The 15,333-nt window shown below is 45.5% G+C and carries 18 protein-coding genes and 1 pseudogene; 17 read left to right on the top strand and 2 right to left on the bottom strand.

Annotated elements, in window-relative coordinates; all coding sequences use genetic code 11:
• The 5 genes and pseudogenes from AC1DWN_RS15205 to AC1DWN_RS15185 form a co-directional block, all read left to right on the top strand.
• Positions 1–271 (top strand): annotated as a pseudogene (locus tag AC1DWN_RS15205) (aldolase); the annotation flags it as partial.
• Entirely contained in the window at positions 271–1,437 is a 1,167-nt protein-coding gene (locus AC1DWN_RS15200) for a Gfo/Idh/MocA family protein (protein ID WP_477559745.1), read from the top strand. The pseudogene AC1DWN_RS15205 and the gene AC1DWN_RS15200, both read left to right, overlap by 1 nt.
• Positions 1,434–2,645 (top strand): carbohydrate kinase family protein, encoded by a 1,212-nt coding sequence (locus tag AC1DWN_RS15195; RefSeq protein WP_477559744.1) that lies wholly within the window; start codon positions 1,434–1,436, stop codon positions 2,643–2,645. The genes AC1DWN_RS15200 and AC1DWN_RS15195 overlap by 4 nt, the downstream gene beginning before the upstream one ends.
• A gap of 16 nt (positions 2,646–2,661) precedes the next feature.
• Complete coding sequence (locus AC1DWN_RS15190) at positions 2,662–3,216, top strand: D-lyxose/D-mannose family sugar isomerase (RefSeq protein ID WP_477559743.1); 555 nt, start codon at positions 2,662–2,664, stop codon at positions 3,214–3,216.
• Positions 3,217–3,315: 99 nt separating this feature from the next.
• Positions 3,316–4,092 (top strand): DeoR/GlpR family DNA-binding transcription regulator, encoded by a 777-nt coding sequence (locus AC1DWN_RS15185; protein WP_477559742.1) that lies wholly within the window; start codon positions 3,316–3,318, stop codon positions 4,090–4,092.
• A 62-nt stretch (positions 4,093–4,154) separates the two neighbouring features.
• Here the strand turns inward: AC1DWN_RS15185 and AC1DWN_RS15180 are convergent, their stop codons facing one another.
• Positions 4,155–4,361 carry a DUF1657 domain-containing protein gene (locus tag AC1DWN_RS15180; RefSeq protein ID WP_477559741.1) on the bottom strand — a complete coding sequence of 69 codons (207 nt, stop codon included), beginning with the start codon at positions 4,359–4,361 and terminating at the stop codon, positions 4,155–4,157.
• A 264-nt stretch (positions 4,362–4,625) separates the two neighbouring features.
• Between AC1DWN_RS15180 and AC1DWN_RS15175 the strand changes: the two genes are divergently transcribed.
• From AC1DWN_RS15175 to AC1DWN_RS15150, 6 genes are all read left to right on the top strand, one after another.
• On the top strand, positions 4,626–5,486 hold the full coding sequence (locus tag AC1DWN_RS15175; protein WP_477559740.1) for a DUF421 domain-containing protein: 861 nt from the start codon (positions 4,626–4,628) through the stop codon (positions 5,484–5,486).
• Positions 5,487–5,501: 15 nt separating this feature from the next.
• Complete coding sequence (gene spoVAC / locus AC1DWN_RS15170; protein WP_477559739.1) at positions 5,502–5,981, top strand: stage V sporulation protein AC; 480 nt, start codon at positions 5,502–5,504, stop codon at positions 5,979–5,981.
• 5 nt (positions 5,982–5,986) lie between these two features.
• On the top strand, positions 5,987–7,006 hold the full coding sequence (spoVAD, locus tag AC1DWN_RS15165; protein WP_477559738.1) for a stage V sporulation protein AD: 1,020 nt from the start codon (positions 5,987–5,989) through the stop codon (positions 7,004–7,006).
• Positions 7,003–7,353: a stage V sporulation protein AE gene (spoVAE, locus tag AC1DWN_RS15160; RefSeq protein WP_477559737.1), complete on the top strand. Its 351-nt coding sequence runs from the start codon at positions 7,003–7,005 to the stop codon at positions 7,351–7,353. The genes spoVAD and spoVAE overlap by 4 nt, the downstream gene beginning before the upstream one ends.
• Before the next feature lie 122 nt (positions 7,354–7,475).
• Positions 7,476–7,691, top strand: coding sequence for a hypothetical protein (locus tag AC1DWN_RS15155; RefSeq protein ID WP_477559736.1), 216 nt, complete (start codon positions 7,476–7,478; stop codon positions 7,689–7,691).
• A 25-nt stretch (positions 7,692–7,716) separates the two neighbouring features.
• Complete coding sequence (locus AC1DWN_RS15150; RefSeq protein WP_477559735.1) at positions 7,717–8,025, top strand: hypothetical protein; 309 nt, start codon at positions 7,717–7,719, stop codon at positions 8,023–8,025.
• 60 nt (positions 8,026–8,085) lie between these two features.
• Here the strand turns inward: AC1DWN_RS15150 and AC1DWN_RS15145 are convergent, their stop codons facing one another.
• On the bottom strand, positions 8,086–8,499 hold the full coding sequence (locus tag AC1DWN_RS15145; RefSeq protein ID WP_477559734.1) for an SET domain-containing protein: 414 nt from the start codon (positions 8,497–8,499) through the stop codon (positions 8,086–8,088).
• Between the two features lie 169 nt (positions 8,500–8,668).
• Between AC1DWN_RS15145 and AC1DWN_RS15140 the strand changes: the two genes are divergently transcribed.
• Genes AC1DWN_RS15140 through AC1DWN_RS15115 form a run of 6 tightly spaced genes read left to right on the top strand, consistent with a single transcriptional unit; the run spans position 8,669 to position 15,272 of the window.
• Positions 8,669–10,219 (top strand): tetratricopeptide repeat protein, encoded by a 1,551-nt coding sequence (locus AC1DWN_RS15140; protein WP_477559733.1) that lies wholly within the window; start codon positions 8,669–8,671, stop codon positions 10,217–10,219.
• 27 nt (positions 10,220–10,246) lie between these two features.
• On the top strand, positions 10,247–11,848 hold the full coding sequence (locus AC1DWN_RS15135) for an ABC transporter substrate-binding protein (protein ID WP_477559732.1): 1,602 nt from the start codon (positions 10,247–10,249) through the stop codon (positions 11,846–11,848).
• 6 nt (positions 11,849–11,854) lie between these two features.
• On the top strand, positions 11,855–12,850 hold the full coding sequence (locus tag AC1DWN_RS15130; protein WP_477559731.1) for an ABC transporter permease: 996 nt from the start codon (positions 11,855–11,857) through the stop codon (positions 12,848–12,850).
• On the top strand, positions 12,847–13,707 hold the full coding sequence (locus AC1DWN_RS15125; protein ID WP_477559730.1) for an ABC transporter permease: 861 nt from the start codon (positions 12,847–12,849) through the stop codon (positions 13,705–13,707). Before AC1DWN_RS15130 ends, AC1DWN_RS15125 begins: the two co-directional genes overlap by 4 nt.
• A gap of 40 nt (positions 13,708–13,747) precedes the next feature.
• A complete protein-coding gene (locus tag AC1DWN_RS15120) occupies positions 13,748–14,680 on the top strand; it encodes an oligopeptide/dipeptide ABC transporter ATP-binding protein (RefSeq protein ID WP_477559729.1) in 933 nt (310 codons plus the stop codon).
• Positions 14,670–15,272 carry an ABC transporter ATP-binding protein gene (locus AC1DWN_RS15115; protein ID WP_477559728.1) on the top strand — a complete coding sequence of 201 codons (603 nt, stop codon included), beginning with the start codon at positions 14,670–14,672 and terminating at the stop codon, positions 15,270–15,272. Before AC1DWN_RS15120 ends, AC1DWN_RS15115 begins: the two co-directional genes overlap by 11 nt.
• The last annotated feature ends 61 nt before the right edge of the window (positions 15,273–15,333 follow it).

Genomic DNA, 15,333 nt, shown 5'->3' with positions numbered 1-15,333 from the left:
TCCTAGTGATGACGTGACCGAGTACCATAGAGTGATCGAGGTTGCTTCCGGTATACCAGTCTTGGTACGAGGCGGCGGACGTGCAAGTGATGAGGAAATCGTGAACCGTACGGTGGAGCTTATGAATCAGGGTGCTTCTGGTATCGTATATGGTCGTAACGTGATTCAGCATCCAAATCCAGCGGGAATGACTTCTGCTCTCATGAGCATTGTACATGAGGGAGCGACAGCTGAGCAGGCGCTTGCTGTGCTGAAGGGAGATCAAAACTAATGACAAGACAAGTGGTTTCTTTCGGTGTTATCGGCTGTGGACTGATGGGCAAGGAATTTGCTAGCGCGGCAGCTCGCTGGTGTCATTTGACAGGAGTAGATTTCGAACCGCAAATCGTTGCAGTTTGTGATGCCAATCCAGCAGCGACACAGTGGTTTCAAGAAAATATCCCAAGCGTGAAGCATGCATACACCGACTATAAAGAGTTACTTGCAGACCCATCGGTAGAAGCAATCTACTGTGCGGTTCCTCATAACCTGCACGAGCAGATCTATATCGATATCATTCGGGCAGGCAAGCATTTGCTTGGTGAAAAGCCTTTCGGTATTGATAAAAAGGCGAATGACAATATCGCGGCGGCGATTCAAGACAATCCTCAAGTAGTCGTACGCAGCTCATCTGAATTTCCATTCTTCCCTGGAGCACTGCAAATTGTACAGTGGGTGAACGAAGGTAAATTTGGAAAGATCATCGAGGTTGAGGCTGGCTTCTGGCACTCCAGTGATCTGGACCCGAATAAGCCGATCAATTGGAAGCGTCGAATTGCTATGAATGGCGAATATGGCTGCATGGGCGACCTTGGGCTTCATGTGCTCCACCTGCCGCTTCGTTTTGGTTGGAAGCCTGCAAGTGTGCGTGCGCTGTTATCCAAGATCGTCGACGAGCGCCCTGATGGCAAAGGTGGATCTGCACCTTGCGAAACATGGGACAATGCTATTCTTGCATGCGATGTGAAAACGGAGGATCAGCAATTTCCAATGATTTTATCCACGAAGCGAATAGCGCCAGGGCATGCGAATACATGGTTTATTCGTATTCAGGGAACGGCGTTCTCAGCGGAGTTCACAACGAAAAATCCGAAGCAGGTTACATCGCTTCCTTATACATCAGGCGGGCAGCAAGCATGGCATGTTGTTGATGCGCCTTATAAATCGGCGTATGGAACGATTACAGGCGGCTTCTTCGAATTTGGCTTCTCCGATTCGATTTTGCAGATGTGGGCAGCCTTCTGTGATGAGATTGTTCACGGGACTGAAGGAATGAGTCAGCCATTTACTTGCGCTTTACCAGAAGAAGCGGCTGGCAGTCATCGGTTATTCACTGCGGCATTAGAATCGCAGCGTACTGGTGGAACGATCACTGTCGATTGGGGGTCCTTGGCGTGATTGATAAGCCCGATACCGCATCTCCCGAGATCGTGGTAGCCGGACATATTTGCCTCGATGTCATACCTGTCATATATGGCGGCAAGCAAAGCCAAGGTATTGGAGAGTTGCTTGCTCCCGGCAAGCTGGTAGACATCGGACCGGCGCATCTGTCCACAGGAGGTGCTGTCTCTAATACAGGGATTGCCCTTCATCGGCTTGGATTTCCGGTAAAGCTGATGGGCAAGGTAGGGGACGATCTGTTCGGCGACGCCATAGTGACCACCTTAAGAGGTTATGGAGTATCTGACGGTATGATCATAGCTCCGAATGAGCATAGCTCTTATACCATAGTGATCAGTCCGCCGGGGGTCGATCGGATTTTCCTGCATTGCACAGGAGCGAACGATACATTTACGGCTGATGACGTTTCGAGCGAATCCTTAAACGGTGCGAAGCTATTCCATTTTGGCTATCCACCGCTCATGCGCAGAATGTATGAGAATCAAGGGGAAGAGCTGGAACGTCTATTATCAGCTGTCAAGGAACAAGGCCTGACCTTATCACTAGATTTGGCGCGGCCGGACCCAGATTCTCCTGCGGGAAGAGCAGATTGGATAGCTATTCTGAAGCGTGTACTGCCTTTCGTTGATGTGTTTCTTCCGAGCTTCGAAGAAATTTTATATATGCTGCGGCCCGAGAAGTACAAGGAGCTTTGTGAGCTTCACGGTACAACAGAGCTTCTGAATTTTGCGAATGGACCGCTGCTAAGCTCACTATCTGAGGAATTGCTTGATATGGGTGCGGCGTTAGTAGGATTAAAGCTAGGTGAGCACGGTCTTTATTTACGGACTACATCAAGCATGGAGCGACTACAAAATATGGGCTTGTGCGGACCAGATTCGCATGACTTGGATGCTTGGTCCGGCAAAGAGCTGCTTGCCCCTTGTTATCAGGTTGAAGTTGTCGGTACGACAGGGGCAGGAGATTGCACAATTGCCGGTTTTCTTGCCGGATTGGCGAAGGGGCTACCAGTAGAGAAGCTGCTGTTAGCAGCTGTTGGTGTAGGAGCCTGCAATGTGGAGCAAGCAGATGCTGTTAGTGGGATTCCTAGCTGGGATGATGTTCAGACGCGGGCTCAGTCGGGCTGGAAGCAGCGTGATGTGACGTTGTCGATGACCGGCTGGTCCTATAATGAGAGCGGAGTTTGGGAAAGAAACATGAAATGAAAGGGGGGGGAGCAAAATGTCGATACTGCGAAGCGAAGTAAAGCAGGCACAGACTCGTACTGTTAAACTATTTGCCAGCGCGGGCATCGTTCTGACCGCCGAGGAACAAGAGAACATCGAAGTGGCAGGCTTCGGTCTAGGCAATCTAGCCTTGCAAGGCCTTGAGCTGATTACGTATGTGAATACGGATCGCTACTGCGCCAAAGATCTTGTTTTATTTCCGAGGCAAACATGCCCTGAGCATCTACATCCCCATGTAAACGAGGATCCCGGTAAAATGGAAACCTTTCGTTGCCGCTTTGGCCGCGTTTTACTGTATGTCGAAGGAGAGCGAACGCCAGACATTCAGGCTATCATTCCTGCTGGAAGCGAGCCTTATTATACTGTTTTTCATGAAATCATCCTACATCCGGGGCAGCAATATACGATCCCACCTGGAACGAAGCATTGGTTTCAGGGAGGTCAGGAAGGTGCGATCGTATCGGAATTCTCCAGTACTAGCCGAGATGAGTACGATATATTTACAGACCCTGCGGTTGAAAGAATGCCTGTCATTGTCGAGGATAAGTAGCCTTTGAGAGAAAGTTACAGGCTAGAGTTGAACATAACTTGATAGACAGAGATAATAAAGGCACACCGAGCAAGACCATTTTCGGGAGGCCATATTGAAATGAAAAATAATAGTTACGTTGGACTAAACGCAAGACAGCAGCAAATGCTGGAGCATTTCTCCCAAGAGGGAGAGCTGCGCTTAGCCGTATTGAAAGAAACGTATCAGGTAACAGAGATGACGATACGTCGTGATCTAGAGAAATTGGAAGAGACCGGGGCGATTAAACGAACGTTCGGCGGTGCTATTTTCGTAGGGAAAGATATCGCTCTGCAAGAGAGGGCGGGTATTCTCACGGAAGAGAAGACGAAGATTGGCCGCCATGCGGCAGCGCTTATTAGGGCTGGGGAGTCTGTCTTTATTGATGGCGGAACGACTACGTATCAGATAGCGAGGTTCCTGACGCCGGGAATGAACATAACGGTAGTGACGAATGCGCTGAACATCGCTGTCGAGTTGTCAGGCAAACAGATACCGGTGCTAATGACCGGTGGGATGCTGCTGGAAGCGACCAATTCGTTAGTTGGACCCATTTCGGCGCAAAGCTTGTCGGGGATGGCATTTGATCGCGTATTTCTAGGCGCAACGGGTGTTAATATCGAACATGGATTTAGCAACTCGAACATCTATGAAGCGGAAATTAAGCAGATTGCCATTCGCCAAGCGACTGAGACAAATATCGTGCTGGACCACACTAAATTCGGGTCAAAGGTACTCATTTCGTTCGCATCGTTATCCGATGTGCAGCGAATCGTTACTGACCGACTGCCAGATGTAAGCTTGCAGCAGGCATGTCAAGATGCAGGAGTCAGACTAGACGTAGCAAATTCCGTTTAACGTCCAGGTTAACAATAATGAATAGGAACAGCCATGCATGATTCATGCATGGCTGTTTCCTATTAAAAGCCTTTATATTGAGGTTCTTCACTTTCCAACTGTTGAACGCGGCTTTCAACTTGATCCAGAACTTGCTGGGTTTGCTGCGCTGCGTTTGTAAAAAGGTCTTTTGCTTCTTGGTTCTCGGTTTCCAATGCAAATTGCTCAAGACTTGCTTGCGCACCTTTTAATKAGGCGACACATGTYTTAACTTGGGATGCTACTGTCATGTATTTCACCTCCTGACGAATTCCACGAATGATAATTTAACTCCAGACTAAGGCAAATATACATCACCCTAAATCTAGTTTTCATCCCTTCCCAATCCAATTAATTAACGATAAAGAACGGAACAATTGCGACTTCAAAAATGATCCAAAAAACCGTGATCATCCCTTTTTAGGGAATCGATTATTCGGTTTATCTAATCCATTTAGACACATAATCTCCATGTGAGGATTTGATCGAGAATTTTTAGAAGGAGGTACCTTATTGTGCCGGAATGGATTGAGGTTATTTGGCGGACTTTGGTTTCTGTAGTCATCCTGTTCGCATTGACGAAGGTATTGGGGAAACGACAGATATCTCAGCTATCGCTATTCGAGTATATTACCGGGATTACAATCGGTAGCTTAGCTGCTTATATTTCATTGGAATTAGACTCTACCTGGTATTTAGGGGTGATTTCATTAATTGTATGGGTCGGGGTTTCATTAGGTATTGAGCTTTTACAATTAAAAAGCAAAAAGTTTAGGGATTTCGTTGACGGTACGCCAACGGTTTTAATTAAAGACGGTAAGATTTTGGAAGACAATTTAAAGAAGGAACGTTTAACGAATGAAGACCTAATGGAGCAGTTGCGCAGTAAAAGTATTTTTAGGATAGCAGATGTAGAATTCGCAGTGATTGAACCAAACGGTGGAGTAGATGTACTGCTCACTAGGGTGAATCAACCATTAACACCCAACCACTTGGGCATCAAAGTTGCTCCTGAGCAAGAGCCACAAGCCGTTATTTTGGATGGGAAGATCATGGATGAGCCGCTCGCGACCATTGGACTAAACCGTGCGTGGTTAAATGTCGAGTTGGAAAAGATCGGTGTCGCCGTAGAAAATGTGTATTATGGCCAAGTCGATTCATACAAGCAGCTATATGTAGATTTATTTGATGATCAATTAGTCGTACCAGCGCCGCAAAAGAAAGCAACGTTATATACCACATTAAAAAAATGTGAAGCAGACTTAGAGCTGTTCGGATTAACGACTAAAAATAAGCAAGCAAAAGAAATGTACGAGCAGTGTGCGAACCATATGCAAAATGTTATTAATGAAATGAAACCAATCTTACACCGTTAAGGGAGGAAAATAGCAATGGCAAATAAGAAGAAGAAATTCACGCCTGTTCAGCAAGAATATCAGGAGCTCGCGAAGAAAAGAGAACCTTCCCGATCCGTTTTCACAAACTGTATAAAAGCCTTTATAGCTGGGGGAGCCATCTGCTTACTTGGTCAAGGTATTCAAGAAATGTTTGTTCATTGGGCAGGTTTTAGTGAGAAGAAAGCAAGCGATCCAACAGTTGCTGTATTGATTATCATTTCTGTTATTCTTACCAGCCTGGGTGTTTATGACAAATTCGCACAATGGGCAGGGGCAGGCTCTGCTGTTCCAGTTACCGGATTCGCCAATTCAATGGCATCTGCAGCACTAGAGCATCGAAGTGAAGGACTTGTTCTTGGAGTTGGCGGTCAAATGTTTAAAATAGCCGGACCTGTTATTGTTTTTGGAACCGTCGCAGCATTTATAGTTGGAATTCTGCATTGGATATTCAATCCTGCTGCAGTAGGAGGTTAACAGGTATGTTGAAGGGACACCAAAGTTGGATATTTGAAAATCGTCCAACCATTCTTGGGGAAGCAACCGTGGTTGGTCCATTTGAGGGACAAGGTCCGTTAGCTAATGATTTTAACATTATTCATGGCGACTTAAGGATGGGACAGGATAGCTGGGAGAAATCAGAAAGAGTCCTACTAGAGGAAGCAACTAAGCTGGCAATTGAAAATGCCGGGCTAACCAAAGAACACATCAACTTCTATCTCGGCGGTGATTTGATGAATCAAATCATCAGTACAAGCTTCGCCGCAAGAACGTTGTCTATCCCCTATATAGGGATGTTTGGAGCATGCTCCACTTCAATGGAAAGCTTAGCTGTGGCCGCCAATCTAGTCAATTCGGGTTCAGCCAAATTTGTACTTTCCAGTGCTTCCAGCCACAACGCTTCTGTAGAGAAACAGTTCCGCTACCCGACGGAGTACGGTTCTCAGAAACCTCCTACCGCGCAATATACAGTAACGGGAGCGGGGGCCAGCGTCGTTTCACGAAAAGGCAATGGTCCTTATGTGACTTCAGCAACAATCGGACGAGTTGTTGATATGGGTCTTACTGATCCTTTCAATATGGGCGCAGCAATGGCGCCTGCCGCAGTCGATACAATCGAAGCTCATTTTCGTGATTTAAAAATTGAACCCGGCTATTACGATCTAATCGTAACGGGTGATCTATCCAAAATTGGCTATGAAATAGCTTGCGATTTATTCAAAAAACATAAAATCCCCATGCAGCAGACGGAATATAAGGATTGCGGCATGATGATTTACAACTATGATGAGCAAATGGTTCAGTCAGGTGCGAGCGGCTGCGGCTGCTCGGCTGTCGTTACTTATGGTCATTTGATGAAAAAAGTACGTAATCACGAATTGAACCGGATTTTAGTAGTGGCCACAGGGGCGTTATTATCTCCGCTGACTTTCCAGCAAGGAGAAAGTATTCCCTGTATCGCGCATGCGGTTTCGATTGAAAGCGGAGGGAAAGAAGCATGATATTTCTATGGGCATTTCTGATTGGCGGTTTGATTTGTGTGTTCGGGCAAATTTGCTTTGATGTATTCAAGCTAGATCCTGCACATACAATGGTTTTGCTTGTTGTTTTAGGAGCAGTAGCAGATGGAGTGGGGATTTACGAACCGTTCATTAAATTTGCAGGTGCAGGCGCATCTGTACCAATAACGAGTTTTGGTAATGCACTCGTTCACGGTGCTCTGGAGGAATTGAAGAAGGACGGCGGAATCGGAATCATTACAGGTATTTTTAAAGTGACCAGTGCAGGTATTTCTGCCGCCATCATCTTCTCCTTCTTGGCATCACTTGTTTTAAAGCCAAAAGGATAAGTAGAGAAAAATAAGGGGAATTAGGCGGCCACTCGAAGGCTGCCTTTTTGCCGAAATATGCATAAACAAGCGGTGTTGATGAAACAATAAAATAACATTCTTAAGGGAGAGGGTCATGCAAGATGAGTGTATTAATGATAATCGGAGCTGCGATTTTTGTGTTCGGAGGGATCATTTCCATCATTATTATCCGGAAACAACAGCATCAAGAGCTGGATAAAGGAGCGAGTGCTACTTTCGTAAAACACCCATGGATAGCAAATCCAGTTTTTATTGTTTATTTACTGTTTCCTTTGGTTGTTATCGTTGGGGCAATTATTTGGGGTTTTCTAAAATAATGATACATATGGGGAGGATATAGAGGTGGAAAAAAGAAGATATTATATTTCGGTGCATGCCAAATCAATTTTGGAAAACCAAGGTGAAGCGGCTTATGAGCTGGAAATGGATGCAACGCCTGAAGAAGCTCAGAAACTAAAAGTATTATTTGATGAGTTGGAGGATTTTGATACCGCAACGTACTTCCGAGCACATATTCCAGCAATCCCCTACCATCACGATAGTGAAAATGATGGTTATGATTATTCTCTAAAAGAGATCTATAATCTTATTTACCATTTGGGTACAGAGGAAACTAAAGCACAAATATTATCTATGAATATTTTGAGTTAAAAAAAGCCGTGGCAGTTCAACGACTCTCGTCCTTGACTGTCACGGCTTTGCGCGCATGTACTATTCTTTATCTGTAACTGTTTCTACATCTGTATCTTTATCTTCGTTAAACCACAATGGATCTTCGCAATCGACTTCTCCGTTATAGTTAATCAACAGCTCGTCCCCAGCTTTAATGTCTGTATAGGCAAAGAAATCAACGGTATGATTATCAAAGTTAAGATCATAAAAGGCATTTGGCTCGTAGGAATGGTTAAACAACATGCCATATCCTAAAAGGATAGCCGAGTGATGTTCGCCATAAGCAAATACATAATCTCCAAGTATTGTTTTTTCAATGTGAACATGCTCTTCTTTCGGGTAAGGAATAACAGGTGCTTCATGGATCAGATCACCTTTTGATATATCACGAGTAGCAAATACCCCTCTATTTAACTCTCCGTCGCTTAGTTCGGAAGTTTTTACCTCAATCATGTTAGCCACCTGCGCTATCTCTATTTTAGTAGTACACCAAAAATTATATCACATAAGTCATGCAAAACCATGTTAAGGCCATGAAGTACTATGATACAAGGGGGAAGTTCATTATAATAAAGGGACAAAGCACGTTGGACGAAATTCATGCAAAGTAGGTTTAACTTAAATGACAACAAATGATCAAATGATTTATCGCTTCAGTGAATCTCCTATATGGGAGCTGCAGCGGTCATATTTCGAGGAGCAGGGAATAAAAGCATGGCAGAGTGATGAAGTTCCTCAATATATAACAAGCAATCCGATGATAGCTGCTGCTTATGCGGAAATGATATTTGGGTTTCTCCAGGATAGAGCCAGACTAGGCCATATATCAGAACCTGTTACCATTATAGAACTCGGAGCGGGCTCAGGCCGATTAGCTTTTCATGTGCTAAAGGAGCTAGGCGAGCTAATGGAGTATGCGGGACTTCAGCTGCCTCCATTTCGTTATGTAATGAGTGATTTGCCAGTCAAAAATATCGCTTACTGGCAGCAGCATCGCAGCCTTTTGCCTTTTGTAGAGCAGGGCGTGCTAGATTTTGCTGTATTTGATGCTGTTAAGGATACCGAGCTGCGTCTGACGCAATCAGGTATTACAGTTCGATCAGGGGATCTTAGGCAGCCACTGCTCATTATCGCGAATTACTTTTTTGACAGTATTCCGCAAGAGCTGCTTTATGTAGATGAGAGCAAGATGTACGAATGTAAAGTATCCATGGCGTTTCCAGATGATGCTGCCGGCCTTTGCGTATCAGAGCTGCTGGGGAAGGTCAATACGGAGTACCATTACCGTAGAGCAGCTGAATATGAACAGGAATCTTACCCCTATCGCAGCGTCATAGAACTCTATAAGGAGAAGCTTGAAGACTCACATATTCTATTCCCAGAAATAGGTCTGTCCTGTTTAGAGCGACTTGGTCAGTTATCAGAAGAGGGCTTTCTGCTGCTCACTGCAGACAAAGGCGATCACCGGATTGAAAACTGGGAATTTGCAGAGCCACCAAAGCTGGTTCATCATGGCAGCTTCTCCTTGACGGCAAACTACCATGCGATTCAACATGTTTTTGAGCAGAAAGGTGCAGAGGCCTTATTTACTACCCATCATTACAAAAACTTGAATGTGGGTTGTATTCTCATGCTTAGCAGCCCGAAAAGCTATGCGAATACCCGCTTAGCCTATAGACGTTTTGTAGAACGTTTTGGTCCAGATGATTTCTTCAGTATAAAGGTGTGGTTTGACAAGCATCTGGATCAATTGGAGCTAGAGCAGATCCTTTCCTTTTGGCGGCTAGGCGGATATGATTCGCAGCTATTTGCTCAAAGCCTTAAGCGTATCACGCTGCTGATACCAACAAGCAGCGATGAGGAAATAGAAGATATTCGCAATGGTATACATCGGATGTGGACGGGCTTTTATCCGATGGAGGAATCGCAAGATTTGGCTCTAGGCTGTGGAATGCTATTGTTTCAGCTGGATTTGTTTGAGGATGCCATGCAATACTTCGAGCGTTCCATCCAAGACTATGAAACGGATACGGAAGTGCTTTACAGTCTTGCAATTTGTCATTATGAGACAGGCGAGGAAGCGACTGCTTTGGAGTATGTGAATAGAGCTTTATCATTGGAACCTAAGCATGAAGGAGCTTTGTCGTTTCGGGCTATTTTAAAACAGGAATGAAAACGGAGATAGGGGAACTGATTAGCTATGAAGAAAAAATCGGGGATTCTCATTTTAACACTTGTCTTGACCCTTATCATGACAAGCTGTGCCGCGGCTGAGAAAAAAAACGGTCAAGCATTGAAAAAAACAATGAAGGATGAGCTAATTGTAGCGCTAGGCTCTGAGCCGGATACGGGTTTTGATCCGACTACTGGATGGGGCAGATATGGCTCGCCGCTGTTCCAAAGCACGCTGTTGAAGCGTGACGATGATTTACGTATTGTTAATGACTTAGCGACAAGCTATGAGGTAAGCGAGGACGGCAAGCAATGGACGGTAAAGATTAGAAATGATGCTAAGTTTTCGGATGGCAAGCCGCTAACGGCGGAGGATGTGAAATTTACTTTCGAAACAGCTGCCCAAAGTGGTTCGGTAATCGATTTATCAAACTTATCCAGTATTAACGCTGGACAAGAGGAAGTAATCTTTACACTTCATGAGCCGCAGTCTACCTTTGTTTATCTACTTATTACTACCGGTATTATTCCTAAACATGCATATGGCAGTGATTATGCAGCGAACCCTGTTGGGTCAGGTCCATACAAATTCGTTCAATGGGATCGGGGACAACAATTAATCGTAGAAGTGAATCAGGACTACTATGGTGATAAGCCTTTTTTCAAAAAACTGACCTTTCTCTTTCTAAATGAGGATGCTGCTTTTGCAGCTGCAAAAACAGGAGAGGTAGATGTGGCTTATATACCATCGACCTTCAGTAAGCAAACGGTATCGGGTATGCGGACCGAAGCGGTGAAGTCGGTAGATAATCGTGGTATTGTATTCCCTTATATGCCTTCTGGCGAGAAAACGGATAAGGGTTATCCGATCGGAAACGATGTTACGGCTGATATAGCTATACGCAAAGCGATTAATACTGTGATCGAACGACAAGCGTTAGTTGAAGGGATATTGGATGGGCACGGTTCCCCCGCGTATTCTGCCAATGATGGACTTCCTTGGTGGAACGATAAGACGGTAATGAAAGATGGAGACAAGAAAGCTGCTGAGCAAATATTAGCCGATAACGGCTGGATGGATAGTAATAAGGATGGAATTGTAGAGAAGGGTTCTATCAAAGCAGAACTCACTCTCCTGTATCCATCAGGTGACGTGACACGTCAATCTCTGGCACTCGCGGCTGCGGATATGGTTCAAGAGATCGGAATTAAGATCAACGTTGAGGGAAAAAGCTGGGATGAAATTGAGAAGCTTATGTATTCCAATGCAGTCTTGTTAGGCTTTGGCAGTCATGATCCTCTTGAAATGTATAATATCTTTAGCAGTAATTATCGCGGAGTCGATTTTTATAATACGGGCTATTATAGCAACGAAGCTGTGGATCAGTGGATGGAGAAAGCCTTACATGCGCGAAGTGAAGATGAGGCTATACCATTTTGGCAAAAGGCACAGTGGGACGGTGAAACAGGGCTTAGTGCAAAGGGTGATGCACCTTGGGCATGGMTCGTGAACATCGATCACTTGTATCTTGTGAAGGATGGATTAGATATAGGCAAACAGCGGATACAGCCGCATGCTCACGGTTGGCCGTTAACCGATAATATACAAGCTTGGAGATGGAGTGAGTAAGAGGCAATGATTCGCGAAGTAAGTACATTCATTGGAAGGAAAGCCGTCCGTTTGGCTGTACTATTAGCTGCGGTCAGTGTCGTAACGTTTGTTTTAATAAGCATGTCGCCCGTTGATCCGATTCAAGCGTATATCGGTGCAGACGTCATGCGCGTTGGTCCAGAGCAGCGTCAGGAAATTACGGCTTATTGGGGACTAGATCGACCTCCCGTTGAACGCTTTGCAAAATGGGCGACTGCCTTGCTTCACGGTGATATGGGAACGTCAATGATTTATCGTGAACCGGTAACGGAAGTAATTGCTGGACGATTTCTGCATTCAATCGTGCTTATGGCAGCAGCCTGGCTGCTGTCGGGCATCATTGGTTTTACTGCCGGTGTAATCGCAGCGATGAGAAAAGATTCATGGGTAGACCGTTTAATTAAATGGTACTGCTATACGCTCGCTTCCACACCCACCTTCTGGGTAGGGCTATTACTTATGATGGTATTCGCGGTATGGCTGGGATGGTTCCCAATTGGACTTGGAAGTCCTGCCGGCGTACTCTCTGAAAGTGTTACTCTGCTTGACTATATTCGTCATATGGCGCTTCCAGCAATGACATTAAGCATAGTCGGGATTGCGCCGATCGCCCTTCATACCAGGCAGAAGCTAATCGATGTGATGGCGAGCGATTATATCTTGTTTGCAAGAGCAAGAGGCGAGAAGGGATTCGGCCTGCTTCGCAGGCATGGATTGCGCAATATTGCGCTGCCCGCTATTACGCTTCAATTTGCTTCATTCGGAGAGTTGTTCGGAGGTGCAGTGCTCGCTGAGCAGGTATTCTCTTATCCAGGCCTTGGACAAGCTACAGTAGAGTCGGGTCTTCGAGGGGACGTACCTCTACTTATGGGTCTTGTATTGTGCAGCACGCTCTTCGTTTTTACCGGCAATGCATTGGCGGATTTATTGTATAAATGGATCGATCCTCGAATGCGGCTGCCAAAGGGGATGAACGGATGAAGATGGTGGAGCATTCGTCCGGTACTAGACCCTGGAAGGTGTGGAACCATAGGCGGAGAGCGCTTCTTTCAGCACTATTWGCAGCTTGTTTGCTAATAGCTGTTATCGTGGGTAGAAAGCTTCTTGGTTCAGATGGCCTGCATACCCAGTTGAACCTTCGCAACTTAGCACCGTCATGGGCTCATCTATTTGGAACCGATTGGCTAGGTAGAGATATGTTTGCTCGTACGATAAAGGGTCTTTCCTTAAGCATACAGGTTGGCTTACTAGGAGCGGCAAGTAGTGTGTTGATTGCAACAGCAATGGGCTTGATGGCTGCCACTATGGGGAAAACCGTTGATCGCATCATCTCCTGGTTGATCGATTTGTTTTTAAGCGTGCCACATTTGGTCATGTTGATTCTCATTGCCTTTGTGTGCGGAGGAGGACTGAGGGGAGTCGTGATCGGGATCATGCTTACGCATTGGCCGAGTCTGGCCCGTGTATTGAGAGCGGAAGCTTTGCAGCTCATGTCATCGGAATATGTTCTTATTTCCAAGCATTTAGGCAAATCCAGATGGTGGGTAGCAACGCGACATTTGAGTCCGCATCTGCTGCCACAAATACTAGTAGGCTTTCTTCTCATGTTCCCGCATGCCATATTGCACGAGGCAGCTATTACATTTTTAGGCTTAGGGATGTCTCCGCATCAGCCGGCAATAGGTATTATTCTATCTGAATCGATGCGCTATCTATCGACAGGTATGTGGTGGCTTGCTGTATTTCCGGGTTTAGGGCTATTGGCAACCGTTCGATCATTCGATCGGCTGGGCGAATATGTACGCTTGTTAATGGACCCGCGGGGTTCACATCAATAGATAAATCTATGGCTTTGGCTAAGAAGGGAGGGGTGAAGGGATGCCACTCTTGGAAGTAGAGAAATTATCAATCTCTTTTAAACAATACGGAAGCGGTCTGCGTCAACATCATGTTCAGATTATAGAAGATCTTGATCTTTCAATAGCGGAAGGTGAAATTGTAGCGATCGTCGGTGCAAGCGGCTCTGGAAAAAGCTTGTTGGCTCATGCGATTATGGGTATACTGCCGAGCAATGCTGTCATTGCGGGCCAACTTCGCTATCGAGGCGAGAAGCTGGATGCTGCTAGGCAGGCTCAGCTCCGAGGCAAAGAAATAGCTCTTGTTCCTCAATCGGTCAACTATCTCGATCCTTTGATCCGTGTAGGAGCTCAAGTGAGGTCTTCTTCTAGTAGCAAAAGTGATAAAGAACAGCTGGTTGAGCAGCGGAACTTATTTAAACGATATCGGATAGCCGAGCATGTAGAGCGTTTCTTTCCTTTTCAGCTATCTGGCGGGATGGCTCGCAAGGTTTTAGTTTCGACGGCCACATTGGGCGGTACAAAGTTAATTATTGCGGATGAGCCTACACCTGGACTGCATCCGGATGATGTATCAGAAGCGCTGATCCGATTCAAAGAGTTGGCTGAGGCTGGCTGCTCGGTACTGCTCATCACACATGATATTGAGGCTGCGGTTAGAATTGCAGATAAGGTGGCTGTATTTTACGCGGGCACTTGTGTTGAGATAGCTCCTGTAACTGATTTTCAGGGCAGGGGAGCGTCTCTCAGACATCCCTATAGTCAGGCATTATGGCGTGCGCTGCCTCAAAACGGTTTCGAAATATATCCAGGCAGTCAACCATCGATGACCTCATCGTCAACTGGGTGTGCTTTTGCGGATCGCTGCCATTCAGCTACAACAGAATGTACAATTGATCGTCCGGCAATGGTTTCTGTTCGGGGTGGGTCTGTGAGGTGTATTCATGCTTCTTGAAGGCAAAGATTTAGGCTGGCGTTACGATAATGATCCTTGGTTGTTCAGAAACTTCAATATTACGGTTAATGYTGGTGAAGTAGTTGGACTTATCGGGCCCAGTGGAAGCGGGAAGACAACGCTCGGTCGTATTTTAGCAGGGTATTATAAGCCTCATGAGGGAAAAGTGTTGATTGATGGTGGGAATAAGGCCGAAAGAGGTTTATATAATCCCGTGCAAATGGTATTCCAGCATCCAGAGCGTGCTGTAAATCCGCGTTTAAAGTTGATAACCACATTGACCGAAAGCTGGACACCTGAGCTTGCTTTCCTCCAAACGCTTGGCATAAAGGAAGAGTGGCTGCTGCGTTGGCCAGGTGAATTGTCTGGTGGAGAATTACAGCGTATTTGCATCGCTAGAGCGTTGAATCCACTGACTCAAGTTCTAATAGCCGATGAAATGACAACGATGCTGGATTCGATTACGCAAGCGCAAATATGGCATGCTGTTCTTCATATCGTGAAGGAACGTCATATTGGACTTGTTGTTATTAGTCATGATCACTCTTTAATCAATAAAATTTGTGATCGTACTATATATTGGAATAGTTGAATTCAGATTATAGGATGGATAGTGTTTATTCTTGAATCACACTCGACTCAAGAATAAACAC

It is taken from the genome of Paenibacillus sp. P4_A7 (assembly GCF_056402455.1).
The sequence above is the reverse complement of the archived record's forward strand: the minus strand, read 5'-3'. Positions and strand labels throughout refer to the sequence as shown.